The sequence below is a fragment of the Azospirillum rugosum genome, from assembly GCF_017876155.1.
GTDB lineage: Bacteria > Pseudomonadota > Alphaproteobacteria > Azospirillales > Azospirillaceae > Azospirillum > Azospirillum rugosum.
This window is the reverse complement of record NZ_JAGINP010000013.1, coordinates 119527-144485: the sequence shown is the minus strand read 5'-3', so window position 1 is coordinate 144485 and position 24959 is coordinate 119527. Positions and strand designations below refer to the sequence as shown.

Below are 24959 nucleotides of genomic sequence, written 5' to 3'. Positions count from 1 at the left end.
TGTTCCCAACAGCTTCGGATGCGGAGCGGCGATGGCGGACCTTTCCCTGGCCTTTGGTTTGGTCTTCGAGGACCTGTACGACCACGGCGGCTTGGCGCGACTCGACCGCGCCTTCCTGGATTGGCTGGCGGAGGCCGACCGGGACTTGGCCAACCGCCTGCTGGCCGCCCGTGCCGAGCCCAACACGCTGGACGGCAAGTCCGAAAGCGACCTGCTGATCGCGCTCGGCCCCCATCTGGAGGATTTCCTCGCCACCCTGTTCGGCATCCGGGCCGAGTTGGAGGAGCTGCGGGCGCGCCACACGGACCTGGCGCCGCTCTACAGCGCCAAGCGCCTGTTCGTGCAGCGCCGGGCCGCCAAGGCGGTGAAGCCGGACGCCGTGGCGGGACTGGACGGGGCGGAGCTGGCCGCCCGGCTGGAGGACTGGCTGGGCGCGCCGCTGACCGAGATTGGCCTCGCCCGCCAGCTGAACGCCTGGATGGAGGACGAAGCGGCGCACGCCGCCCAGCTGGACACCGCCGCCCGCTACGCCGCCTGGGCGCTGTTCACCGAGGCCGGGCGCGCCAAGCACGGGGCCGGCGTGCTGTTCCAGCTGCCGCACAAGACCGACCCGCAGCATCTCGTGCCCGTGGAGACGGTGGAGTTGCACGGCGTCACCATGATGCGCCTGCCGGAGCAGGCCCTTCATGACCGACAAGGCTTTCATCTCACCGATCCCGGCACTGACCTGGCCGGGGCGCTGGACGAGGCCAACTACTGCATCTGGTGCCACAACCAGGGCAAGGACAGCTGCTCCAAGGGCCTGCGCGACCGCAAGACAGGGGAATTCCAGAAGAGCGCCTTCGGCGTGCCGCTGAACGGCTGCCCGCTGGAGGAAAAAATCTCGGAGATGCACACCCTCAAGGCGGGGGGTGTGCCGATCGGGGCGCTGGCCATGGTGGTGGTGGACAACCCCATGTGCGCCGGCACCGGCCATCGCATCTGCAACGACTGCATGAAGGCCTGCATCTACCAGCGGCAGGAGCCCGTGGACATCCCGCAGGCGGAAACCCGCACGCTGAAGGATGTGCTGGAGCTGCCCTGGGGCTTCGAGATCTACAGCCTGCTGACGCGCTGGAACCCGCTGGACCTGCGCCGCCCGCTGATGCGGCCGGACAGCGGGTACAAGGTGCTGGTGGTCGGGCTGGGGCCGGCCGGCTTCACGCTGGCGCACCACCTGATGAACGACGGCCACACGGTGGTCGGCGTCGACGGGCTGAAAATCGAACCGCTGCCCGCCGGCCTGTCCGGCGTGCTGCCCGGCGGCACGCGCGTGCCCTTCCGCCCGATCCGCGACGTGCACGACCTGTTCGACCGGCTGGACGAGCGGGTGATGGCCGGCTTCGGCGGGGTGGCCGAATACGGCATCACCGTGCGCTGGAACAAGAACTTCCTGAAGGTCATCCGGCTGCTGCTGGAACGGCGGTCGCGCATGTCGATCATCGGCGGCGTGCGGTTCGGCGGGACGCTCACCATCGACGACGCGCTGGCGATGGGCTTCGACCACGTCGCGCTGTGCATGGGCGCCGGAAAGCCGACGGTCATCCCCATGGCGAACGGGCTGGCGCGCGGGGTGCGGCAGGCCTCGGACTTCCTGATGGCCCTGCAGCTGACCGGGGCGGCCAAGGCGGACAGCGTCGCCAACCTGCAGGTCCGGCTTCCCATTGTCGTCATCGGCGGCGGCCTGACCGCCATCGACACGGCGACGGAGGCGCTGGCCTACTACCCCGTGCAGGTCGAGAAGTTCCTGGCCCGCTACGAAACTTTGGCCGCGGAGAAGGGCGAGGACGCCGCCCGCGCGCGCTGGACCCCGGTCGAGGCGGAGACGGCCGACGAGTTCCTGGCCCACGCCCGCGCGATCCGTGCCGAGCGCTCCGCTGCGGCAGCGGAGGGGCGGGAGGCGCGCGTGCTGGCTCTGCTGCAAGGCTGGGGCGGCTCGACCATCGCCTACCGCCGCCGCCTGATCGACAGCCCCAGCTACACCCTGAACCACGAGGAGGTGGCGCATGGGCTGGCCGAGGGCATCCGCTTCCTGGAATGCGCCACCCCGCGCGGCGTGGAGATCGACGGGACAGGAGCAGCCCAGGCCATCCACCTCGCCCTCAACCCGGTCGGGCCGGACGGGGTGGTGGCGCCGGCCGCGGTGGACGCGCGCATCCCCGCCCGCACCATCCTGGTCGCCGCCGGCACCCAGCCCAACACCGTGCTGGCCCGCGAGGAGCCGGAGTGGGTGGAGCTGGACGGCCGCACCTTCCGCGCCATCGACGAGGACGGCAACCCGGTGACGCCGGAGCGGCTGTGCAAGCCGGCCGAGGCCCGCGTGCTGATGGCCCGCGCGCCGGACGGCCGCTTCCTCAGCTTCTTCGGCGACCTGCACCCGTCCTTCTCCGGCAACGTGGTGAAGGCGATGGGCGGGGCAAAGCAAGGCTACCCGGTGGTCAGCCGCGCGCTGGCCCGCCGCGCGCCTTCGCCCGTGCAGGCCGCCGATCTCGTCCGGCGGCTGAACGCCGACCTGCGGCCGACCGTGCACCATGTGGCCCGCCTGACCCCGACCATCGTGGAGGTGGTGGTGAAAGCCCCGGCCGCCGCGCGTCGTTTCGAACCCGGACAGTTCTATCGCCTGCAAAATTTCGAAACGCTGTCGCAGCGGATTGATGGGACCACACTCGCCATGGAAGGCCTTGCCCTGACCGGCGCCTGGGTGGACCGGGAGGCCGGGCTGCTGTCGATGATCGTGCTGGAGATGGGCGGATCGTCCGACCTCTGCGCGGTTCTCAAGCCCGGCGACCCGGTGGTCGTCATGGGGCCGACCGGCACGCCGACCGAGATTCCGGAGGGGGAAACCGTTTGCCTTGTCGGCGGCGGGCTGGGCAACGCGGTGCTGTTCTCCATCGGGCAGGCCTGCCGGGCGCGGGGTAGCAAGGTCGTCTATTTCGCCGGCTACAAGCGGATCGAGGACCGCTACAAGGTGGACCAGATCGAGGCCGCCGCCGACCGCGTTATCTGGTGCTGCGACGAGGCCCCGGGCTTCACCCCCACCCGCCCCGGCGACAAGGCCATCGTCGGCAACATCGTGGAGGCGATGCGCGCCTATGCGGCGGGCGAGCTGGGGCTGGTGGATGTGCGGCTGGAGGATGTGGACCGCATCGTCGCCATCGGCTCCGACCGCATGATGGCGGCGGTGGGCGCGGCACGGCACGGGGTGCTGAAACCCTTCCTGAAGCCGGGCCACATCGGCATCGGCTCCATCAACTCCCCCATGCAATGCATGATGAAGGAGATCTGCGCCCAGTGCCTGCAACGGCACACGGACCCGGCGACGGGGAAGGAAGAGGTGGTCTTCTCCTGCTTCAACCAGGACCAGAACCTGGACCGCGTGGACTTCACGAACCTGAACCAGCGGCTTCAGCAGAACGCCGTGCAGGAAAAGCTGACCGCGCAATGGATCGACCGCTGCCTGCGTCAGGCCGGACTGCGGAAGGGATGACGCTGGTTTTCACCACAGAGACACGGAGACACAGAGGGGCGGATATCTCTGTGTCTCCGTGTCTCTGTGGTGATTTTCTTTACCGCGCCGCTTCGACTCCGTCGTCCTCCAGGGGCGCGCCGCGATCCTGGATGGTGGTGACGTGGCGCGTGTGGCGAAGCTTTTCCTCGACGGCCTCGTTCACGAACTGGTCGAGCGAGCGGCCCTCGCGCGCGGCGGCCTTCGCGGCCTCCGATTTCAGCGTGTCCCGAAGATGAACCATCCTGTGCCTCCCCCGCATGGAACGGACATGTCCGGACATGGGGACCACGCCACCCCGGCGCGAGTCCCCTATCCGGAAGGCCCGGCTACCGACCGGCGGTGACCTTCAGCGCGCGGGCGGCGACGGCCAGCGGATCCTCGCCGGGAGCGCAGGGGTGGGCCGCGGCCAGCACGGCCTCCGGCACTTGGACGGTGAGATAGTCGCCGACCGTTTCGAAGACCGGGATGATCATGGCGATCCGGGTCAGCTCGACGGTTTTCCGCACCTGCCCACTGCCCGACAGCATCGCCAGATGCTTGCCGGCCGACGCGGCCTCCCCGTTGATGACCAGAAGCATGCCGATGCCGGCGCTGTCGATGAACTCCAGCCCCGTGAGGTCGAGCAGGCAATGCCGCCCCTGCCCCTGCTTCAGGTCGGCGATCACCCGGCGCACCGGGTCGGCGTCTAGGCCGGTGAAGCGGCCGGTCAGCACGAGGCGGGCGAAGTGTTCCTCGTTGTCCAGGCGATACTGCATCGTTGCGCACTTCCTGGTCGGTGAGCCCCGGCCGGCGGTCCCTGGTCGGCTGGCCTTATGATCCAACCGCAACCCGCACCGGGCAAGGGACGCCGGGCGCATACGCCTGCGGGTTGTTGACGCAGCCATGCGCGCCAAGACCCGCGCTTCGGTCTTGACGGGGGGACGCCGCGGGTCCTAAAAGCGGTGCACGTGGTGATTTGGTCGACCGGCTTGCGGGCCACGTAAAACAACCCGCTAAAAAGGTCCGAGCCGCATCCGCGCCTCGACCCGAACGGTCGGGGCGTTTTTTGTTTGGCCGGTCGGCCCCGCCGGCGGACAAAGGGAATCAAGCGGTCATGGCACGCACCGATCATCGCACTCCGAACGTCGCCGGGCTCCGTCCCCGTTCCAAGCTGGTCCACGGCGGCATCCGCCGCTCCGGCTTCGACGAGACCTCCGAGGCGCTGTTCCAGACCTCCGGCTACGTCTACGGCTCGGCCGAGGAGGCGGAGCACGCCTTCGCCAACGACGGCAGCCGCCATGTCTATTCGCGCTTCCGCAACCCGACCACCGCCATGTTCGAGGACCGGCTGGCGGAGTACGAGGGCGCGGAATGGGCCTACGCCACCACCACCGGCATGGCCGCTGTGCACGCGGCACTCTGGTGCAACCTGCGCCACGGCGACCGCATCGTGGCGCCGCGCTCGCTGTTCATCTCTTGCTACTGGGTGATCAAGGAGCTGTCGGCCCGCTTCGGCGTGGAAGCGGTGTTCGTCGACGGCACCGACCTTTCCCAGTGGGAGGCCGCCCTGTCCAAGCCGACCCAGGCCGTGTTCCTGGAGACGCCGAGCAACCCGGGCCTTGAGGTCGTGGATCTGCGCGCCGTCAGCGCGCTCGCCCACAAGGCCGGGGCCAAGGTGGTGGTGGACAATGCCTTCGCCACGCCGGTTCTCCAGCGCCCGTTCGAAATGGGCGCCGACGTGGTCGTCTATTCGGCCACCAAGCACATCGACGGCCAGGGTCGCTGTCTGGGCGGCGTCATCCTGACCAACGACAAGAAGTACGGGGCGGAGGTGATCCATCCTTACCTGCGCCACACCGGCCCGACCATTTCGCCCTTCAACGCCTGGATCCTGCTGAAGGGGCTGGAGACGCTGGAGCTGCGCGTCGCGGCGCAGAGCGCGTCCGCCCTGAAGGTCGCGGAGTTCCTGGAAGGCCACGCGAAGGTCGAGCGCGTGCTCTACCCGGGCCTGGTCAGTCACCCCCAGCACGACCTCGTCCGCAGCCAGATGACCGGCGGCGGCACCATGCTGTCCATCTTCCTGAAGGGCGGCAAGGCGGAAGCCTTCCGGGCGCTGAACGACCTCCAGATGGTGATGATCTCCAACAACCTGGGCGACGCGAAGAGCCTGATCACCCACCCGGACACCACCACCCACTCCAAGCTGACGCCGGAGGAGAAGGTGGCGGCGAACATCACGCCGAACCTGCTGCGCCTGTCCGTCGGGCTGGAGGACGCCCAGGACATCATCGAGGACCTGGACCGCGCCCTGGCCGCGATCTGATGGCCGCGATCTGATGGCCCAACCGCGCGCTGGACGCGTGGGCGCATCTCATTGTAAGGATCGACCCGGAACCAAATGCTGCAGTGCAGCGTTGGCTCCGGGTCTTTTCTTTTCCGGATGAGGTGCAGGGTTATGGCGAGACGCAAGGCCGGCAACGGCGAACCGACGGAACGCCTGCTCGCGGTGGCGGGGGACTTGACCCGCACCAGCGTCAAGACCGGGGAAATGGGCGTGGCCGCCGCCCAGACCATCGGCTACCGCACCGCCATGATGGCCGCAGCGCTCGGCAATCCCATCGACCTCGCCAACCCGGAGTTCATCCGCATGGGCTCGGAAAAGGTGGAGGCGATGGTGGAGGCCACCCACGCCGTCGCCAAGGGCGTGGGCGAGGCGCACCAGGCCTGGTTCACCCTGGTCCAGGGCCAGTTGCAGACGGCGATGCATCTGGTCACCGGTCTCGGCCAGTGCCGCTCCCCCGCCGACCTCATCGAGCTTCAGCGCCGCGCCCTGACCGAGTCCTTCGAGGCCGGCCTGCACGCCGCCATCTACCTGGTCGAGTCGGCCGCCGACTTGACCCACGCCGGCATGACCCCGGCCTACCGCACCGTCCGGGCCAACGCCCGCCGTCTGGCGCGGGCGAACTCCTAGCAAGTTCCGCCCTTCCCCCGCCAGGGGAAGGGCTTTCCCTCACTGCCCCAGCAGTTCGAAGCTGGACGGCGCCGGGTCGAGGACGCGGGCGCCATTGGGGGCGACCTCCAGCACGGCCAGCGCGCGCTCCACCTGCCCGTTCGGGCGCAGGCGGAACAGGCCGTCCATGCCCTCGAAACCGCTGGGGTTGGTCAGCGCCGTGCGGTCGAACGGGGCCGCGGCGTTCATCTTGGTCAGCACCGCGGCGATCGCCGTCGCGTCGTAGGACAGCGTCGCGATGCGCGGCGGCTTGTGCCCGTAGGTCTGCTCGAAGCGCTGCTCGAAGTCGGCGCGGGTCTGCGGCGCCGGGGCGGCGAACCAGGCGCCGTTCAGCGCCGGCTCCTGCCCCAGGGTCGGGTCGTCCCACAGGCCGGTGCCGAGCAGCCGCACCTGCTGCGGGTTGACACCGTTGGCGGCCAGCGCGTTGGCCAGCCCCTGGGCGCGCGGGCCGCCTTCGGCCAGCATCACCGCCTGCGGCTGCACGCCCGCCTGGGTCACCTGCTTGGCCGGCAGGCTGAGGTCGGTCACCGCCGGGTCGTAGCGCTCCACCTGCGCCACCTGCCCGCCGAGCTGCCGGGTCGTGTTCTGGAGCGCGGTGACCACCGCGTCGCCGTAGGCGTTGCGCGGGGCGAGCGCCACATAGCGGGTGACCCCGCGGGACTTGGCGAAGCCGACCACGCGGTTCACCTGGTCGCCGGGCACGAAGCCCATGACGTAGGTGCCGTTGCCGGCCTGGGTCCAGTCGTTGGTGAAGGCCAGCACCTCCACGTTCGCGTTCTGGGCGATGGGCCGCACCGCCGCCACGTCGGCGGCGAACAGCGGGCCGAGGATCAGGCGCGCCCCCTCCGAAACCGCCTGCCGGGCGGCGTCGGCGGCGCCGTTCGGCGTCCCCTTGGTGTCGCGGGGCAGCAGCTCGAACCGGTCGCCGGCGAGGTCGAACAGCGCCATTTGCGCCGCCTCCAGCAGGGACTGGCCAATCTGCGCGTTGGGGCCGGACAGCGGCAGCAGGATCGCCACCTTGGCAACCTGCGGTTCGACGGGAACGACCGGGGCGGCTGGAGGCGCTTGAGTCACGGGCGCCGGGGCCTTTACATTCGACGAGCAGGCCGAAAGCATGCCAACAACCAACAGTGCGGCGGCAGCGTGCCGCCCCCGAGCGCGCGAGAAAGGTGTTGTCAAGCGTGCCACCGACGATCTCCACATCCGGTCCGGCGCAGGATCCCGTCCGGGGACCCCAGGCCTCTAGTGACGCTGAAGGTAGCGAGCCGAGGGCCGCAAGTAAACTCGGCGCCGGCCTTTATGTCGTCGCGACCCCCATCGGCAACGCCGCCGACATCACGCTGCGCGCGCTCGATGTGCTGAAGCGCGCCGACGCCATCGCCTGCGAGGACACGCGGGTGACGGCCAAGCTGATGGGCATCCACGGCATCCACACGCCCTTCGTCTCCTACCATGAACACAACGCGGCCAAGATGCGTCCGGTCCTGATCGGCCGCATGAAGGCGGGCGAATCCATCGCGCTGGTCACCGACGCCGGCACGCCGCTGGTCTCCGACCCCGGCTACAAGCTGGTGCGGGAGTGCGTGGCGGAAGGCGTGGCGGTCACCACCCTGCCCGGCGCCTCGGCCCCGCTGGCCGCGCTGGTGCTGTCCGGCCTGCCGACCGACCGCTTCCTGTTCGCGGGGTTCCTCCCCAACAAGAGCAGCGCCCGCCGCGCCGCCGCCGGGGAGCTGAAGGGCGTGCCGGCCACGCTGGTCTTCTTCGAGTCGCCGCAGCGACTCCCTGAGTCGCTGGCCGACCTCGCCGACATCCTGGGGCCGCGCGAGGCTGCCGTGGCCCGCGAGCTGACCAAGCTGTACGAGGAGGTGCGGCGCGGCACCCTGCCGGAGCTGGCGGCCCATTACGCGGAGCATGGGCCACCCAAAGGAGAGGTCGTGCTGGTCATCGGCCCGCCCGGCGAGGAGGCCGCCCCGACCGAGGCCGACGTGGACGCCCTGCTGCGCGAGGCGCTGACCCGCCTGTCGGTGCGCGACGCCGCCGCCGACGTGGCCGCCCGCACCGGCCAGCACAAGCGCGCCGTGTACGCCCGCGCGCTGGAGCTGGCGCGGGAGGAGAGGGGGGAGAAGCCGTGACGGCCCCCACCGCGCTGCGCCGCCGGGCCGAGGGCTTCGGGCGCTTCGCCGAGCAGCTGTGCCGGCTGGCCCTGCGGCTGAAGGGATACCGCATCCTGGACAGCCGCCTGCGCACGCCCATGGGCGAGATCGACATCGTGGCCCGGCGCGGCACGACGCTGGCCGTCGTGGAGGTGAAGGCGCGCGCCGACTGGGCCAGCGCCAGCGAGGCGGTCAGCGCCCGGCAGCGCGGCAGGCTTGCGCGCGCCGCGCATGTCTATCTGGCCGCGCACCCCCAATATGCGGGCTATGCCTTGCGCTTCGACGTCATGCTCGTTACCCCTTGGTCCTGGCCGCGCCACCTTGAGGACGCCTGGCGCGTTTAGGACCGGAAGGCCCATCCTTTCTGGCCCCGTTTCATCGAGAGGGACGCCCTTTTGACCAGCCGCGCCGAAGCCCGCGAGATCCTGCGCCGCGTGGGGCAGCAGCCGGACGACGAGATCGACCTGGCGGAGGCCGCCCTGGCGCTCGGCAGTCTGGAACTGCCGAACGTCGCGCTGGAGGATTACCGCCGGCACATCGCGACCATCGTGGACGACTTGGCCCAGCGCACCAACCCCGCCGTCGACAGCCTGGAGACCCGAATCGCCCTGCTGCACGAGGTGATCGTGGAGCGGCACGGCTACGGCGGCGACCACGACACCTACGACGATTTGCAGAACGCCAACCTGCTGCGCGTCATCGACCGCCGCCGCGGGCTGCCGGTGGCGCTGGGCATCCTGTTCATGCACGCCGCCCGGTCGCAGGGCTGGCCGATCATGGGCCTGAACTTCCCCGGCCATTTCCTCGTCCGCATGGACGCCGACGGCGCCCGCGCCATCCTGGACCCCTTCAACGAGGGGCAGGTGCGCACCGCCGTGGACCTGCGCGACCTGCTGAAGGCCACCGCCGGGAGTGCGGCGGAGCTGGAGCCCGGCCATTACCAGCCCGTGTCGAACCGCGACGTGCTGCTGCGGCTTCAGAACAACATCAAGCTGCGCCACCTCTCCGCCCACGACGTGCCCAAGGCGCTGGAGGTGCTGGAGGCCATGCGCCTGTTCGCTCCCCGGGAGCCGTCGCTGTGGCGCGAGACCGGCCTTCTGGAGGCGCACAGCAACAACCTGGGCGCCGCCATCGCGGCGCTGGAAACCTTCATGGAGCTGACCGACAGCGACCGGCACCGCCACCAGACCGCCACGCTGATCCAGCAGTTGAAGAACCGCCTGAACTAACGCCCGTTTTCCTGAATCCCAACGACGCCCGTTTCGGAGATTGCCCGCATGAGCCTTGCCGTCGCCTTCCAGATGGACCCCATCGAGTCCATCAACATCGACACGGACTCGAGCTTCATGATGGCGCTGGAGGCGCAGAAGCGCGGGCACACGCTGTACCACTACCACCCGCGCGACCTCAGCCTGACCGGCAACACGCTGACCGCCCGCGTGCGGGAGATGACCGTCGTCCGGCAGAAGGGCGCCCACTACACGCTGGGCGAGGCCAAGCTGGTGGACCTGTCGACCATGGACGTGGTGCTGATGCGCCAGGACCCGCCCTTCGACATGGCCTACATCACCGCCACCCACCTGCTGGAGCACATCCAGCCCAAGGTCCTGGTGCTGAACGACCCGGCCGAGGTGCGCAACGCGCCGGAGAAGCTGTTCGTCACCCACTTCCCCGACCTGATGCCACCGACGCTGATCACCAGCGACAAGCAGGCCATCCTGGATTTCCGCGCCCAGTACAAGGACATCATCGTCAAGCCGCTGTTCGGCAACGGCGGCGCCGGCGTCTTCCACCTGAAGCCGGATGACGAGAACCTCGGCTCGCTCCTGGAACTCTTCACCCAGCTCTACCGCGAGCCGGTGATCGTGCAGAAGTACCTGCCGGAGATCCGCCAGGGCGACAAGCGCATCATCCTGATCGACGGCGAGCCGGCCGGTGCCGTCAGCCGCATGCCCCAGGACGGCGAGGCGCGCGCCAACTTCCACGCCGGCGGCAGCGCCAAGAAGACCGACCTGACCCCGCGCGAGCAGGAGATCTGCAAGGCCATCGGCCCGGTCCTGCGCAAGAAGGGTCTGCTGTTCGTCGGCATCGACGTGATCGGCGACTACATGACCGAAATCAACGTGACCTCGCCGACCGGCATCCAGGAGATCAACCGGCTGAATGGCTCGGCGCTGGAAGCCACGCTGTGGGACGCCATCGAGCGGCGGTATCGCGAGAACAAGGCGGGCTGAGGGGTGGGGCGTAGGCGAGGGGATGGTGTCCCCTCGCGCTGCTCCGAATGCGACGTTTGAAACGCTGTGAAACACGAAAACGCGTGATGTTTCATTCGCCGTGCGCAGACCATTCCCGAGAGCGGGGTTGGTTGCGGCGGCGTGGTGCATCGTGGTTTCGGCCTGGGCTTATTGAAGGAAAATAAGCCTATCATGGCGGTTGGCGACGTGGCAACACAGTCGCCTCATCACGCACGCCGCAAGGAACATCTTCCCTCTCCCCTCCGGGGAGAGGGTTAGGGTGAGGGGGATGCGCGCGTGCCGGACGTGGCACGGAGCCGAGGAGTTCGTGGGTCCCCTCTCCCGTCCCGGGAGAGGCGCGGAACCGACGGCCGAAGGCCGGACGGGCGCCAAAGGCGACCGTAGGTGGAGCGCGGTCGCGAGACTTGCGAGCGACCGATGGCGCGCAGCGCCGGGTGAGGGTGAAGCCAAGGATCAGCGCCTTGATCCTTGGCGGTACCCTCACCCTTCCCACTTCGTGGGCCCCTTCCCTCTCCCGGGGCGGGAGAGGGGGTGTGCGTAGTGTCGGCGTCGTGGGAAGCACTGAAAGGTGCGGGACCCCCTCACCCTACCCTCTCCCCGGAGGGGAGAGGGGATCAAGTGGCGGGGTGTGGACGACGCACGCAATCGACGTAGCGGTAGGGGAGGCCGTTTTCGGTCTGGAGCGGGCCGTATTGCGTCTCCACCCAATCCGGGCCGAGGGGGGGCATGTGGGTGTCGCCGTCGACGTCTTGCTCCACGCGGGTCAGGTGGAGGATGTCGGCGAGCGGCAGGGTTTCGCGGAAGAGTTCGGCGCCGCCGATCACGCTGACCTCGGGGACGCTGCGGTCGCGGCACCAGGACAGGGCCGGGGCGAGGCCGCTGAACCAGACGGCGCCGTTGCGCTCCCCCGCCGGGACGCTGCGGCTGACGACGAGGTTGTCGCGGCCGGGGAGTGGTTTGCGGGGGAGCGACTCCCAGGTGCGGCGGCCCATCAGGATGGGTTTGCCCATCGTCAGCTCCCGGAAGCGCTTCAGGTCGCCGGGCAGGTGCCAGGGCAGGGTGCCGTTGCGGCCGATCACGCCGTTGCGCGCCACCGCCACCACAAGACTGATCCGCATCCCCTGCCCTCTTTCGTTGTTCAAACCAACCTTACGCCGCGCGCAGCTGTTCCAGGAAGACGCCGACCTGGCGGTGCAGCGTGTCGAGCTGGTGGCCGAGCTGGCGCGACATTTCCAGCACGTCACGGGCGGTCTCGCCGCTCTGGGTCGCCGCGCCGGTGACGCCGGAGATGTTGGCCGACACCTCCTGCGTGCCGCTGGCGGCCTCCTGGACGTTGCGGCTGATCTCGCGGGTCGCCGCCCCTTGCTGTTCAACAGCGGACGCGATGGAGGTCGCGATCTCGTTCACGCGGACGATCACCTGGGTGACGCCGTGGATCTCGCCGACCGCCTCGCCGGTGACCGTCTGGATGTTGGAAACCTGGGCGGCGATCTCCTCCGTCGCCTTGGCGGTCTGGTTGGCGAGCGCCTTCACCTCCGACGCGACCACCGCGAAGCCCTTGCCGGCCTCCCCCGCGCGCGCCGCCTCGATGGTGGCGTTGAGCGCCAGGAGGTTGGTCTGGCTGGCGATGTCGTTGATCAGCTGCACGACCGCGCCGATCTTCTGCACCGCCTCGGCCAGGCCACCGACCTTGTCGTTGGCGCGGCCGCTGAGCCCGACCGCCTCCGCCGCGATGCGCGACGACTCGGCGACCTGGCGGCTGATCTCGTGGATGGAGCTGGACAGCTCCTCCGACGCGGCGGCCACGGTCTGCACGTTGGCGGAGGTCTGCTCCGTCGCCGCGGCGACGGTGGTCGCCAGCTGGTCGGTCTGGCTGGCGGCGCGGGACATCTCCGCCGCGCGGGCCTCCATGGTCGCCGCCGAGTCGGAGACGGTGCGGACCACCGCGCCGACGCTCTGCTCGAACCGGGCGGCCAGGGCCAGCATGGACTGGCGCTTCTCCTCCTCCGCGCGGCGGGCGGATTCGGCCTGCTCGCCTTCCAGGCGCCGCTTCTCCTCGGCGTTGTTCTGGAAGACCAGCGCCGCCTGGGCCATGGCGCCGATCTCGTCGCCGCGCTCCGCCTCCGGGAAGCGGGTGGCGAGGTCGCCGTCGGCGAGCGCGCGCATCTTGGCGCCCAGCCCACGCAGCACGCGGCTGAGGTCGGCGCCGACCCAGGCGATCAGGCCGATGGCCGGCAGGGCCAGCACCGCGATGACCGCCGCCAGCGTCCAGAGCTGGTCGAGGAAGGCGCCCCGGATGTCGTCGACGAAGGTGCCGCTGCCGATGAAGATGTTCCACGGCGCGAAGCCGCGGACGTAGCCGACCTTGACGGAGAGGTCGGTGCCGCCGACCGTGCGCGGCCAGTCGTATTCCAGCACGCCCTCGCCCTTCGCGCGGACCATGCGGATGAACTCTTCGATCATGTGGACGCCGTTGGCCGACTTCAGCGGCTTGACGTCGGCGCCGATCATCTTCGGGTTGATGTGGGCGAAGCCGAAGCCGTCCATCGTGTGGGCGAAGATGTATTCCTTGCCGCCTTCGTAGCGGATGCCGGCCACCGCGGCCCGGAAGCGCGCCTGCGCCTCGTCGCGGGTGATCTTGCCCGACGCGGCGTCGGCCTCCAGCGTGGTGGCCAGCGTGACGCCCAACTCCACGACCGCCTTCAGCGTGTCGAGCCGGTCCCGGACCATGCGGTCATAGTTGAGGTAAAGGCCGGCGCCGGCGATGGCAAAGGCGGCAACGGAGGCTGCGGCCACGAGGCTCCACAGCTTGGCCCGGATGGAAAGCTTGGTCAGGATCATGGGGTTTGCTCTGTCTTTTCCCGCGGCCGGCTTTGCGGCCGGACGACGTCACAGGACAGAGCTTTTGCGTACAAACTTTAAACGTATGTTGACGAATCGTATCCCAATACCGCACAGGACAGAATGTCACAGGCGGCTTGGGGGTTTGTCGCCTGGCGGCACCCGTCAGGCGAGCAGAGCACCTAGCACCGCATTCAGTCGTTGCCGGCCCTCGTGCGTGGCGCGCAGGGTGGCGTCGGTCACCTCCAGGAAGCCGCCGGAGACCAGCCGGTCGAGCGCGCGGGCGTCCACGAGGTCGGGCAGGTCGCGCCCCGTCTCCTCGATCAGGCGGGCGCGGGCGACGCCTTCGCGAAGGCGCAGGCCCATCATCAGAAGCTCCGACCCGCGGGCGTCGCGGTCGATGGCATCGGGGGTGGCGGCGCCGAAACCATCCCGCTCCACGCGCTCCAACCAGATTTCCGGGGCGCGGTGGGCGCGGGTGGCGAACTTCTCCCCGTCCAGCGTCAGGCGGCCGTGCGCGCCGGGGCCGACGCCGACGTAGTCGCCGTAGCGCCAATAGGTCAGGTTGTGGCGGCTCTCCTCGCCCGGCCGGGCGTGGTTGGAGATCTCGTAAGCCGGGAGTCCGGCGCGGTTCAGCAGGCTGTGGGTCGCCTCGTAGAGGTCGCCGGCCAGATCCTCGTCGGGCAGGACCAGCTCGCCCCGCGCGTGCAGGGGGAAGAAGGCGGTGCCCTCCTCGATGGTCAGCTGGTAGACCGACAGGTGGCCGACGGCGTAGTCCAGCGCGCGGGTCAGTTCCGCCTCCCACGCCGCGACGGTCTGGCCGGGGCGGGCGTAGATCAGATCGAAGCTGAAACGATCGAAGGTCTTCGCGGCCAGCGCGATGGCGCCCGTGGCCTCCGCGGCGTTGTGCTGGCGGCCGAGGAACTTCAGCGACGCGTCGTCCAGCGCCTGGATGCCAAGCGAGACGCGGTTGATCCCGGCGGCGCGGAAGGCGCGGAACTTGTCGGCCTCCACGGAGGTCGGGTTGGCCTCCAGCGTCACCTCCAGCCCGTCGGCGACCGGCCAGCGCGCGGCGATGCGCTCCAGCACCGCGGCGACCGTCGCCGGCTCCATCAGCGAGGGCGTGCCGCCGCCGAAGAAGACGGACGTAACCTTTCGGCCAGCCGTTGCGTCTGCGTAATGGTCAAGCTCCCGCAACAGCGCGGCGCGCCAGCGGTCGTGCTCGATCCGCTCGCGGACGTGGCTGTTGAAGTCGCAATAGGGGCACTTCGACTTGCAGAAGGGCCAGTGGATGTAGATCCCGAAGCCAGGATCAGGGGTCACTTGAAGCATCGCTCCACAAGCTGGCGGAAGGCGTCGGCCCGGTGGCTCATCTCGTGCTTCTTGGCCGGGTCCATCTCGCCGAATGTGATGCCGTGCCCGTCCGGTTTAAACATCGGATCGTAGCCGAAGCCCTGCTCGCCGCGCGGCGGCCAGACCAGCGTGCCGTAGCAGCGGCCCTCCACCGTCTCCACATGGCCGTCCGGCCAGGCGAGCGACAGGGCGCAGACGAAGTAGGCGGAGCGGTCGGCGTTTGCGCCGAGGCCGTCCTCCACCTTGCGCATCGCCATGGCGAAGTCCTTGGACGGGCCGGCCCAGCGGGCGGAGTAGATGCCGGGATCGCCGTTCAGCGCCGGCACCACCAGCCCGCTGTCGTCGGCCAGCGCCACATGCCCGGCCCCGGCCGCGGCCAGCGCCTTCAGCTCCGCGTTGGCGACGAAGCTCGTGCCCGTCTCCTCCGGCTCCGGCAGGCCGAGGTCGCCGGCTGACGTGAAGGTGGCGACGTAGGGGCCGAGCAGGTCGGCGATCTCGCGCACCTTGCCCTTGTTGTGGCTGGCGATCACGAGCGTGTCGCCGGTGAAGCGGCGGGGGGTGGTCATGGGGTGTCCTTCGTGTTGCGGACGCTTGCCCCCACCTTAACCCTCCCCCGCTCTCGCGGGAGAGGGGACTGCCGCCGCATCGCATGTCTACCCTCTCCCGCGAAGCGGGGGAGGGAGGGACCCGCGCGCCAGCGTGGGAGGGTGGGGGAAAACGCGGCCGTTACTTCTTCCGCACGGCGTCCTTCTGCAGGGCGACCAGCTCGTCGATGCCCTTGCGGGCGAGCGCCAGCAGTTCCATGAACTGCGGCTCGGCGAAGGGCTTCTCCTCGGCGGTGCCCTGGACCTCGACGATGCCGCCGTTGCCGGTCAGCACGAAGTTGGCGTCGGCCTGGGCGCTGGAGTCCTCGGCGTAGTCGAGGTCGAGCACGCTGGCTCCCTTGTAGATGCCGCAGGACACCGCCGCGACGTGGTCGGTCAGCGGCATGGTCTTGATGGCGCCGATCTCCAGCAGGTGCTGGAAGGCCAGGTGCAGGGCGACGAAGCTGCCGGTGATCGCCGCGGTGCGGGTGCCGCCGTCGGCCTGGATGACGTCGCAGTCCACCTTGATCTGCTTCTCGCCCATGGCGGCGCGGTCGGTGACGGCGCGCAGCGCGCGGCCGATCAGGCGCTGGATTTCCTGCGTGCGGCCGGACTGCTTGCCCTTCGCCGCCTCGCGGTCGGTGCGGCTGTGGGTGGAGCGCGGCAGCATGCCGTATTCGGCGGTAACCCAGCCGAGCCCGGTGTTCTTCAGGAAGCGCGGCACGCCCTCGTCCACGCTGGCGGTGCACAGCACGTGCGTGTCGCCGAAGCGCACCAGGCAGGAGCCCTCGGCGTATTTGCTGAAGTGAGGCTCAAGGGACACGGTGCGCAGCTGGTCGGGGGCGCGGCCGGAGGGACGCATCGGGCATATCCGCAGGTCTGTTGAAAACGGCCGGCAAGCTAACGCCCGAAGCGCCGTCCGTCCAGCGCGCAACCGGGGCGCACGTTGATTCGGGGGGGATACCTGCCTAAATTCGGGACGCCGCAACCCTTCATGCCGTCCGGTTACCATCCGACCCATGATCACCGAGCTGAACCAACGGTCCCGCGAGATCTTCCGGCTGATCGTCGACGCCTATGTGGCGACCGGCGAGCCGGTGGGCTCGCGCACGATCTCGCGGAGGCTCGGCATGGCCCTGTCCCCCGCGACCATCCGCAACGTCATGGCCGACCTGGAGGAGCAGGGGCTGCTTTACGCCCCCCACACGTCGGCCGGCCGCATCCCGACGGAGGCCGGCCTGCGCCTGTTCGTCAACGGCCTGCTGGAGATCGGCAGCCTGACGGAGGACGAGCGCGAGTCGATCGAGGCGAAGGTCTCCTCCTCCGGCCGGTCCTTGCAGGACGTGATGCGGGAGGCGTCCGGCATGCTGTCGGGCCTGTCGCACTGCGCCGGGCTGGTGCTGGCGCCGAAGACCGACCGGCCGCTGAAGCACATCGAGTTCGTGTCGCTCGCCCCCGGCCGGGCGCTGGTCGTGCTGGTCAACGAGGACGGGCTGGTCGAGAACCGCGTCATCGAGGTGCCGGTCGGCGTGCCGGCCTCCACGCTCCAGATGGTGTCCAACTTCCTCAGCGCGAAGCTCGTCGGCCGCACGCTGGACGAGGCACGGCAGGCCGTCCTGCGCGAGATCGAGGAGCAGAAGACCGAGCTGGACGAATTGTCGCGCCGGGTGGTCGCCGCCGGGCTCGCCACCTGGGCCGGCAGCAGCAGCCAGGACGGCGGGCACCTGATCGTGCGCGGCCAGGCCAAGCTGCTGGAGGACGTCACGGCGCTGTCGGACCTGGAGCGCGTGCGCTCCCTGTTCGAGGCGCTGGAGACCAAGGAGACCATGCTGCGCCTGCTGGACGCCACCGGCCAGGGCGACGGGGTCCAGATCTTCATCGGTGCGGAAAACGTGCTGTTCAACCACTCCGGCTGTTCGCTGATCATCTCGCCGTTCCAGAACAGCCGCGAGCAGGTCATCGGCGCCATCGGCGTGATCGGCCCGACCCGCATCAATTATGCCCGCATCATCCCGCTGGTGGATTATACAGCGAAGGTCATCAGCCGCCTCGTCGGATAGCGAGGTTCGCTGACGGCCGCTTCCCCACGCTTCGAACGACCAGAAGAGCATTGCGAGAGAACCATGAGCGAAGAGCAGAACAAGCCCGCCGAAGCCGAGGTGGATACGACCGAGACCGCCGATCAGGCCCCTGAAGGCACCGCCCAAACCGCTGGCGCCGCCGGCGATGCCGGTGACCGCGTCGCCAAGCTGGAGGCCGAGGTCGCCGGCCTGAAGGACCAGCTGCTGCGCCAGATGGCCGAGGTGGAGAACACCCGCCGCCGCGCCCAGCGCGACCGCGAGGACGCCAGCAAGTATGCCGTGTCCAGCTTCGCCAAGGAGTTGGTCACCGTGGCCGACAACCTGCGCCGCGCCCTGGAGGCGGTGCCGGCGGAAGGCCGCGAGAAGGACGAGATGCTGAAGGGCCTGGCCGTCGGCGTCGAGGCGACCGAGCGCCAGCTGTTCGCCGCCTTCGACCGCGCCGGCATCAAGAAGATCGACCCGACCGGGGAGCTGTTCGACCCGAACTTCCACCAGGTGATGTTCGAGATCGAGCACACCGGCAAGCCGGCCGGCACGGTCGTGCAGGTGCTCCAGCCCGGCTACACCATCCACGGCCGCCTGCTGCGCGAGGCCATGGTGGGCGTCGCCAAGGGCGGCCCGAACGAGGCCGGCGGCCAGCACGTCGACACCAAGGCCTGATTGCACGACGATACGACCGGGGGCCCGCCATCGCGCGGGCCCTTTGCGTTTTAGCGCTTGGCGCGGCGCATTGCCGCGGTTCGTCCTTCCCCGCGTTGACGCAGCGGCGCAAGATGCTATGGCATCCTTCTTACCGCACGCGCGAACCCAAACATTGATTCTTAGGGAACCGGATCCGTGCCCAAGAGCATCCTGACCGTCGACGACTCCAAGACCATCCGCGACATGGTCTCCTTCACGCTGCAGAAGGCCGGCTACGCCGTCACGGAGGCGGCGGACGGCTCGGCGGGGCTGGCGCAGGTCAACAAGCAGAAGTTCGACTGCATCATCACCGACCTGAACATGCCGGGCCTGGATGGTCTGGCCCTGACCAAGGCCATCCGCGGCAGCGCCCTGAACCGCGCCACCCCGGTGCTGCTGCTGACGACCGAGGCCGACCCGGCCAAGAAGACCGCGGGCCGCGAGGCCGGCGCCACCGGCTGGCTGGTCAAGCCCTTCAATCCGGACAAGCTGGTCGAAACGGTGAAGAAGGTCTGCCCGTAAAACGACAGTTGCGTAGGTTGGGTGGAGCGCCAGCGCAACCCAACATCGTCGCGACGCGGAGTGTGTTGGGTTGCGCTGGCGCTCCACCCAACCTACGCGGTCACTCCGTCGGCAAGGCGCTTCATCTTCACGGATTTCGCGGATTTTGCCGCGGATGACCGGATTTTTCATACGCTTGCCCGAGCGCAGCGCGATCATCGATCTTCAACCCTGAAATCCGCGCTCAAATCCCCGAAATCCGTGAAGACTTAGTACGTCCCACTCGCCCCTCCCCGCGCCACCAGGAACTCCCCCTTCGGGTCATGCACCGTAAACCGCTTCTGCGCGGTGGCGCGGTTGGCGACGGCGTAGCAGTAGAGGCAGCCATGCGGGCAGCTGTCGTAATCGCCGATGTCGCGGCTTTCGGCGCAGAGGCAGCCGGGGCGGTTGCCCTTCTCCTTTGCTGCGACCGGACGTCCGGCGACGTCGGACAGGCGCTGCGCGTCCACGCAAGCGGCGGCCGCCACGCCGGGCACGTCCGCAAGTTCCGGCTGGGTGCAGAGGGTCAGCGCCATGCCCTGGTCGGCGGCGATCGCCGCGAGCGTGCCGAGCAGGGTACGTTTCTCCTCCGGGTCCGGGTCGCGCCAAGGCTGGCCGGCGGCGTCCAGGTTGCGGGCGGTCTTGCGGTAGGGCTGGAGGAAGGACACCACCGCCTCGTCCGTCACGCCGCGCAGGCGGGCGGCCATGCGGGCGAAGGTCTCCTGGTGCCAGGACGGCGGCGTCGAGTCGCTGATGAGGATGGGGTCGTAGCGCCAGACCACGGCGCGCGGCCCCCAGCGGTCGCGCACCCAGGCCATGTGCTCCGCCGCCCGCTCCCAGTCGGGGACGGAGCGTTCCAGCGCCCTGGGCAGGCCGGTGGCGCTGTGCTGCACGACGAAGGGGAAGCCGCGCTCCGCCACCACGTCGAGCGCGTCGAGGAAGGGGCCGAGGTTCTTCGTCCAGAAGACGAAGCCGTCCACGGCCGGGCGCGTTAGGTCGATCCGGTAGGTTTGCCCGCCGTAGGGATTCACCATGCGGCAGAATCCGGCCTCCAGACGGTTGAGGAACCAACGGCCGTAGAAGGCGGGAATGTCAGTCTTGTAACTGGCGGAGATGATCATCGGCGAACGATGGGGATCCACCTGACGGCGATCAAGGATGGATCCCGCGCCGAGTCGGCCTAAAGTGCCGGCGAAAGAGACAGGAGGGCGCCGTGACCGGCGAACAGGATCGCGTTTTCGAATGGAACGAGGTGGTGCGCTTCCGGCTGCCGGCCGATTGGCGCCCGGATGTGGAGGAGCATGAGGGGCATCCCGTGGCCGCCTTCCACCCGCCGGCCCCGGCCGGCGGCACGCTGCGGCTCGTCACCGACCGGGTCGCGCCCAAGGACGGGCCGGACGGGGTGACGGCGGTGCTGCGCGAGATGGCGCTGCGCTTCGTGCGCCCGGACGACCAGCGCGCCAGCGACCGCACGGTCGAGCCCTGGGGCGAAGAAGGTGTGCTCGCCCAGGCGGTGATGGTGACGGAGGAGGACGGCCGGACCGACGCCCACTACCTGTGGTTGGTCGGCGCCGAGCGCGCGGGAATGGCGGCGGTGGCCATGTTCAGCTACGGCCTGCCGGCGATTATGGATGGTGACGAATCCTGCGCCGAGACCTTGGCGTTGCTGGACAAGGCCATCAAGTCGGCGGAGATTCTTTAGAGATTGCCCCCATGAGAAACGGCAAAGCCGCCCGGTGGGGGCGGCTTTGCGGGGGGCGTCAGCAGTGGCCGGCGCCGCCGGCCATCAGCGCCTTCAGCTGCATGGCCTTCGGGTCGAAGGTCATGGCCGCTTCCTCGGCCGCCATGGCCGCCAGGCTGATGAAGCGGGCCAGATCATCCAGATCGCACTTCGTCGCATCGTCCATCAGGCTGTCGAGGCAAGACTTGATGGCCAGGGCCACGTCGCGACGGTCGTCCATCATGTTGATCCCCCTTGAAATACCGGTGTGAGTCCCCGCGATCGGCCGCTCCGCCTGCGAACAAGAACGGCGGCCTACTCCGAACGGATATAGCATAGTCCATCGGCCTGTTCACTATTAGATTCTTGCGACATCAAATAAAAGGAGCAACCGCCAATTGATCGGCGCGAAGAATGCACACCGTTACTTGTTAATGAAAAGTTAACAGCGCAGTTGACCCCGGCAATCCCCTGTTAAAGTCTTGTAACACAACGGCATGCGCCGCTGGGGTGGGATGAATATCCGGGTATATACGTCGGAGTTCTTTGAATACGAGTGTATTCTCTTGCGACGCGAGTGGACCGGCGCGACAATATGCCCCGGCGTGCCGGATACGAATTCTCCTTTTGACGGTTGAGTGGGTGACCGGGGCGTTGCAGCCCGAAACGCACCTGCCTATATCTCCGGCGACAGTCGTGATCTGACCCACCCGTATCCACTGACCCCATGGGGATCGCGGCGGTGCCGGAACAGACGGGCCGCCACGAATCTGCCGAACAACAGAGGCTGAACATGAGCAAAGTCATTGGCATCGACCTCGGCACCACGAACTCCTGCGTGGCCGTCATGGAAGGCTCCGCCGCCAAGGTGATCGAAAACGCCGAGGGCGCCCGGACCACCCCGTCCATGGTCGCCTTCGCGCAGAATGGTGAGCGCCTGGTCGGCCAGCCGGCCAAGCGTCAGGCGGTGACGAACCCCGAGAACACCCTCTTCGCGATCAAGCGTCTGATCGGCCGTCGCTACGACGATCCGCTGACCAAGAAGGACCAGGGCCTCGTCCCGTACAAGATCATTCCCGGCGACAACGGCGACGCCTGGGTGGAAGCGGTCGGGAAGAAGTACAGCCCGTCGCAGATCAGCGCCTTCATCCTGCAGAAGATGAAGGAGACGGCCGAGAATTACCTGGGCGAGAAGGTGACCCAGGCGGTCATCACCGTCCCGGCCTACTTCAACGACAGCCAGCGCCAGGCCACCAAGGACGCCGGCAAGATCGCCGGCCTGGAAGTCCTGCGCATCATCAACGAGCCGACGGCCGCGGCGCTCGCCTACGGCATGGAGAAGAAGGGTGCGGGCACCATCGCGGTCTACGACCTCGGCGGCGGCACCTTCGACATCTCCGTGCTGGAGATCGGCGACGGCGTGTTCGAGGTGAAGTCGACCAACGGCGACACCTTCCTGGGCGGTGAGGACTTCGACGCCCGCATCATCGACTACCTCGCCGACGAGTTCCAGAAGGAGCAGGGCATCGACCTGCGCAAGGACCGTCTGGCCCTGCAGCGCCTGAAGGAAGCGGCGGAGAAGGCGAAGATCGAGCTGTCCTCGGCCATGCAGACCGAGGTGAACCTGCCCTTCATCACCGCCGACCAGTCCGGCCCGAAGCACCTGAACGTCAAGCTGACCCGCGCCAAGCTGGAAGCCCTGGTCGACGAGCTGGTCCAGCGCACGATCGAGCCCTGCAAGGCCGCTCTGCGCGACGCCGGCCTGAAGGCCAACGAGATCGACGAGGTGATCCTGGTCGGCGGCATGACCCGCATGCCCAAGGTCATCGAGGCGGTGAAGCAGTTCTTCGGCCGTGAGCCGCACCGCGGCGTGAACCCGGACGAGGTGGTCGCCATCGGCGCCGCCATCCAGGGCGGCGTGCTGAAGGGCGAGGTGAAGGACGTCCTGCTGCTCGACGTGACCCCGCTGTCGCTGGGCATCGAGACGCTGGGCGGCGTGTTCACCCGCCTGATCGACCGCAACACCACGATCCCGACCAAGAAGTCCCAGACCTTCTCGACCGCCGAGGACAACCAGAACGCGGTGACCATCCGCGTCTTCCAGGGCGAGCGCGAGATGGCCGCGGACAACAAGCTGCTCGGCCAGTTCGACCTGGTCGGCATCCCGCCGGCCCCGCGCGGCGTGCCGCAGGTGGAGGTGACCTTCGACATCGACGCCAACGGCATCGTCAGCGTCACGGCGAAGGACAAGGCCACCGGCAAGGAGCAGCAGATCCGCATCCAGGCCTCCGGCGGCCTGTCGGACGCCGACATCAACAAGATGGTGAAGGACGCCGAGTCGCACGCCGCCGAGGACAAGAAGCGGCGCGAGCTGGTCGACGCCCGCAACCACGCGGACGCGCTGATCCACACGACCGAGCGGACGATCAAGGAGAACGGCGACAAGATCCCGGCCGCGGACAAGACCGCCGCCGAGTCGGCCATCGCCGAGCTGAAGTCCGTCCTGGACGGCGACAACCTTGAGGCCGTGAAGTCGAAGACCGAGGCGCTGGCCCAGGTCTCCATGAAGCTGGGCGAGGCCATGTACAAGGCCGGCCAGGGCGAGGCCCCGGGCGCCGGTGCCGCCGGCGCCGCGGGTGCGGGTGCCGCCCCGAACGAGCCGGGCGTGGTCGACGCCGACTTCGAGGAAGTGGACGACGACAAGAAGAAGTCGGCGTAAGCGTTCGGACCTCGTGTCCATTGATGGCTTGTGTCCATTGATGGACGGGCATCGGCGGACACGGGGTGTCACAGCCGGGGAAACCCGGTCCCAGGCAGTATCGTCCGGCCCGTCATCCTTCCAGCGGTGGCGGGCCGGAGATATGCTGGGTTGGTTGTTGGTTTTCTTGGTGCCAGTTTTCTTGGTGCAGTTGAAGGCGGTCGGGGCCCATGGCGAAACAGGACTATTACGAGCTGCTCGGGGTGGCAAAGGGCGCCAGCGCGGACGAGATCAAAAAAGCGTACCGCAAGATGGCGATGCAGTATCACCCGGACCGCAACCAGGGTGACAAGGACGCCGAGCACAAGTTCAAGGAAGTCAGCGAAGCCTACGAGATCCTGAAGGACGAGCAGAAGCGCGCGGCCTACGACCGCTTCGGCCACGCCGCCTTCGAGAACGGGCGCGGCGGGGGCGGCGGCTTCGGCGGCGGCGGTCCCGGTTTCGGGGGCTTCGACTTCGGCGGCGGCGGCGGCTTCGCCGACATCTTCGACGAGATGTTCGGGGAGTTCATGGGCGGCCGGCGCGGCGGCGGTGCCGCATCGGGCCGCGGCCAGGACCTGCGCTACAACCTGGAGATCAGCCTGGAGGAGGCCTTCAAGGGCACCCAGGCCACGGTCCGGGTTCCCACCACGGTCGCCTGCGATGGCTGCAACGGCTCCGGCGCCGCGGCGGGCACCCAGCCCGTCACCTGCCCGACCTGCCAGGGCCACGGCAAGGTGCGCGCGCAGCAGGGCTTCTTCACGATCGAGCGCACCTGCCCCGGCTGCCACGGCCAGGGCCGCGTGATCAAGGACGCCTGCAAGACCTGCGGCGGCCAGGGCCGCCTGCGCAAGGAGAAGACCCTCCAGGTCAACATCCCCGCGGGCGTGGAGGACGGCACGCGCATCCGCCTGGCCGGAGAGGGCGAGGCCGGCCTGCGCGGCGCGCCGCCGGGCGACCTGTACATCTTCCTGGCCATCGCGCCCCACCCGATCTTCCAGCGTGACACCGCCAACATCCACTGCCGCGTGCCGATCCCCATGACCACCGCGGCGCTGGGCGGCACGGTGGAGGTGCCGACCATCGAGGGCAGCCGCACCAAGGTGACGGTCCCCCCCGGCACCCAGTCCGGCCACCAGTTCCGCATCAAGGGCAAGGGCATGTCGGTGCTGCGCAGCCAGCAGCGCGGCGACATGTACATCCAGGCCGTCGTCGAAACCCCGGTCAACCTGACCAAGAAGCAGCAGGAACTGCTGCGCGAGTTCGACAAGGCCGGCAAGGAAGGCTCCCACCCGCAGTCCGAAGGCTTCTTCGCCAAGGTCAAGGAGCTGTGGGAGGATCTGAAGGACTGAGGGCGCCCGTCGCGCGCCCGCGGTTTCCGAACAGGCCCGGTGGTCTCCGCCGGGCCTTTTTCGTGCCCCCTGCCACATACGGACGCACCGTGGGTTCCGATAGGAATTGGCGTTGCCCGGAAGCAC

General features: G+C 68.8%; 23 protein-coding genes and 1 riboswitch. Of the genes, 13 read left to right on the top strand and 10 right to left on the bottom strand.

Annotated elements, in window-relative coordinates; translation table 11 throughout:
- Positions 1–31: 31 nt before the first annotated feature.
- Positions 32–3526, top strand: coding sequence for an FAD-dependent oxidoreductase (locus J2851_RS18560; protein WP_209767886.1), 3495 nt, complete (start codon positions 32–34; stop codon positions 3524–3526).
- Positions 3527–3605: 79 nt separating this feature from the next.
- On the opposite strand, the gene J2851_RS18555 is transcribed toward J2851_RS18560, so the two are convergent.
- On the bottom strand, positions 3606–3788 hold the full coding sequence (locus J2851_RS18555; RefSeq protein WP_209767884.1) for a hypothetical protein: 183 nt from the start codon (positions 3786–3788) through the stop codon (positions 3606–3608).
- An 85-nt stretch (positions 3789–3873) separates the two neighbouring features.
- Positions 3874–4302 carry an STAS domain-containing protein gene (locus tag J2851_RS18550; RefSeq protein WP_209767883.1) on the bottom strand — a complete coding sequence of 143 codons (429 nt, stop codon included), beginning with the start codon at positions 4300–4302 and terminating at the stop codon, positions 3874–3876.
- A 182-nt stretch (positions 4303–4484) separates the two neighbouring features.
- A riboswitch (SAM riboswitch) is annotated at positions 4485–4564 on the top strand.
- A gap of 76 nt (positions 4565–4640) precedes the next feature.
- Here J2851_RS18550 and metZ point away from each other — a divergent pair.
- Entirely contained in the window at positions 4641–5849 is a 1209-nt protein-coding gene (gene metZ / locus J2851_RS18545) for an O-succinylhomoserine sulfhydrylase (protein WP_209767882.1), read from the top strand.
- Between the two features lie 132 nt (positions 5850–5981).
- Positions 5982–6497 carry a phasin family protein gene (locus J2851_RS18540; protein ID WP_209767881.1) on the top strand — a complete coding sequence of 172 codons (516 nt, stop codon included), beginning with the start codon at positions 5982–5984 and terminating at the stop codon, positions 6495–6497.
- A 39-nt stretch (positions 6498–6536) separates the two neighbouring features.
- On the opposite strand, the gene J2851_RS18535 is transcribed toward J2851_RS18540, so the two are convergent.
- Positions 6537–7610: a penicillin-binding protein activator gene (locus tag J2851_RS18535; RefSeq protein ID WP_343206596.1), complete on the bottom strand. Its 1074-nt coding sequence runs from the start codon at positions 7608–7610 to the stop codon at positions 6537–6539.
- Positions 7611–7717: 107 nt separating this feature from the next.
- Here J2851_RS18535 and rsmI point away from each other — a divergent pair, with 107 nt between their 5' ends.
- The 4 genes from rsmI to gshB are packed head-to-tail and all read left to right on the top strand — an operon-like array spanning position 7718 to position 10923.
- Entirely contained in the window at positions 7718–8668 is a 951-nt protein-coding gene (gene rsmI / locus J2851_RS18530) for a 16S rRNA (cytidine(1402)-2'-O)-methyltransferase (protein WP_307419685.1), read from the top strand.
- The gene (locus tag J2851_RS18525; protein ID WP_209767879.1) at positions 8665–9033 is read left to right on the top strand and encodes a YraN family protein; all 369 of its coding nucleotides are present in this window, start codon (positions 8665–8667) and stop codon (positions 9031–9033) included. Before rsmI ends, J2851_RS18525 begins: the two co-directional genes overlap by 4 nt.
- Before the next feature lie 51 nt (positions 9034–9084).
- The gene (locus tag J2851_RS18520) at positions 9085–9918 is read left to right on the top strand and encodes a SirB1 family protein (protein WP_209767878.1); all 834 of its coding nucleotides are present in this window, start codon (positions 9085–9087) and stop codon (positions 9916–9918) included.
- Positions 9919–9966: 48 nt separating this feature from the next.
- Positions 9967–10923, top strand: a complete 957-nt coding sequence (gshB, locus tag J2851_RS18515) for a glutathione synthase (protein WP_209767876.1) — start codon at positions 9967–9969, stop codon at positions 10921–10923.
- Positions 10924–11558: 635 nt separating this feature from the next.
- Here gshB and J2851_RS18510 read toward each other — a convergent pair.
- From J2851_RS18510 to rph, 5 genes are all read right to left on the bottom strand, one after another.
- A complete protein-coding gene (locus J2851_RS18510) occupies positions 11559–12062 on the bottom strand; it encodes a dihydrofolate reductase (RefSeq protein ID WP_209767875.1) in 504 nt (167 codons plus the stop codon).
- Between the two features lie 31 nt (positions 12063–12093).
- A complete protein-coding gene (locus J2851_RS18505) occupies positions 12094–13785 on the bottom strand; it encodes a methyl-accepting chemotaxis protein (RefSeq protein ID WP_209767874.1) in 1692 nt (563 codons plus the stop codon).
- A gap of 165 nt (positions 13786–13950) precedes the next feature.
- The gene (gene hemW / locus J2851_RS18500) at positions 13951–15117 is read right to left on the bottom strand and encodes a radical SAM family heme chaperone HemW (RefSeq protein WP_209767873.1); all 1167 of its coding nucleotides are present in this window, start codon (positions 15115–15117) and stop codon (positions 13951–13953) included.
- Positions 15105–15704 (bottom strand): RdgB/HAM1 family non-canonical purine NTP pyrophosphatase, encoded by a 600-nt coding sequence (rdgB, locus tag J2851_RS18495; protein ID WP_209767872.1) that lies wholly within the window; start codon positions 15702–15704, stop codon positions 15105–15107. The genes hemW and rdgB overlap by 13 nt, the downstream gene beginning before the upstream one ends.
- Before the next feature lie 160 nt (positions 15705–15864).
- On the bottom strand, positions 15865–16584 hold the full coding sequence (gene rph, locus J2851_RS18490; RefSeq protein WP_209767871.1) for a ribonuclease PH: 720 nt from the start codon (positions 16582–16584) through the stop codon (positions 15865–15867).
- Between the two features lie 157 nt (positions 16585–16741).
- Between rph and hrcA the strand changes: the two genes are divergently transcribed.
- The 3 genes from hrcA to J2851_RS18475 all read left to right on the top strand — a co-directional run bounded on the left by hrcA (position 16742) and on the right by J2851_RS18475 (position 19006).
- The gene (hrcA, locus tag J2851_RS18485) at positions 16742–17782 is read left to right on the top strand and encodes a heat-inducible transcriptional repressor HrcA (RefSeq protein ID WP_209767870.1); all 1041 of its coding nucleotides are present in this window, start codon (positions 16742–16744) and stop codon (positions 17780–17782) included.
- Positions 17783–17845: 63 nt separating this feature from the next.
- Positions 17846–18463 (top strand): nucleotide exchange factor GrpE, encoded by a 618-nt coding sequence (grpE, locus tag J2851_RS18480; RefSeq protein WP_209767869.1) that lies wholly within the window; start codon positions 17846–17848, stop codon positions 18461–18463.
- Between the two features lie 177 nt (positions 18464–18640).
- Positions 18641–19006, top strand: a complete 366-nt coding sequence (locus J2851_RS18475) for a response regulator (protein ID WP_209767868.1) — start codon at positions 18641–18643, stop codon at positions 19004–19006.
- 248 nt (positions 19007–19254) lie between these two features.
- On the opposite strand, the gene J2851_RS18470 is transcribed toward J2851_RS18475, so the two are convergent.
- Positions 19255–20145 (bottom strand): DUF1848 domain-containing protein, encoded by an 891-nt coding sequence (locus tag J2851_RS18470; protein ID WP_209767866.1) that lies wholly within the window; start codon positions 20143–20145, stop codon positions 19255–19257.
- Between the two features lie 92 nt (positions 20146–20237).
- On the opposite strand from J2851_RS18470, the gene J2851_RS18465 reads away from it, so the two are divergent.
- Positions 20238–20726: a hypothetical protein gene (locus tag J2851_RS18465; protein WP_209767865.1), complete on the top strand. Its 489-nt coding sequence runs from the start codon at positions 20238–20240 to the stop codon at positions 20724–20726.
- A gap of 58 nt (positions 20727–20784) precedes the next feature.
- Here the strand turns inward: J2851_RS18465 and J2851_RS18460 are convergent, their stop codons facing one another.
- Positions 20785–20988, bottom strand: a complete 204-nt coding sequence (locus J2851_RS18460; protein WP_209767864.1) for a hypothetical protein — start codon at positions 20986–20988, stop codon at positions 20785–20787.
- 549 nt (positions 20989–21537) lie between these two features.
- Here J2851_RS18460 and dnaK point away from each other — a divergent pair.
- Entirely contained in the window at positions 21538–23463 is a 1926-nt protein-coding gene (gene dnaK, locus J2851_RS18455; RefSeq protein WP_209767863.1) for a molecular chaperone DnaK, read from the top strand.
- Positions 23464–23672: 209 nt separating this feature from the next.
- Complete coding sequence (dnaJ, locus tag J2851_RS18450; RefSeq protein WP_209767862.1) at positions 23673–24833, top strand: molecular chaperone DnaJ; 1161 nt, start codon at positions 23673–23675, stop codon at positions 24831–24833.
- Positions 24834–24959: the final 126 nt, after the last annotated feature.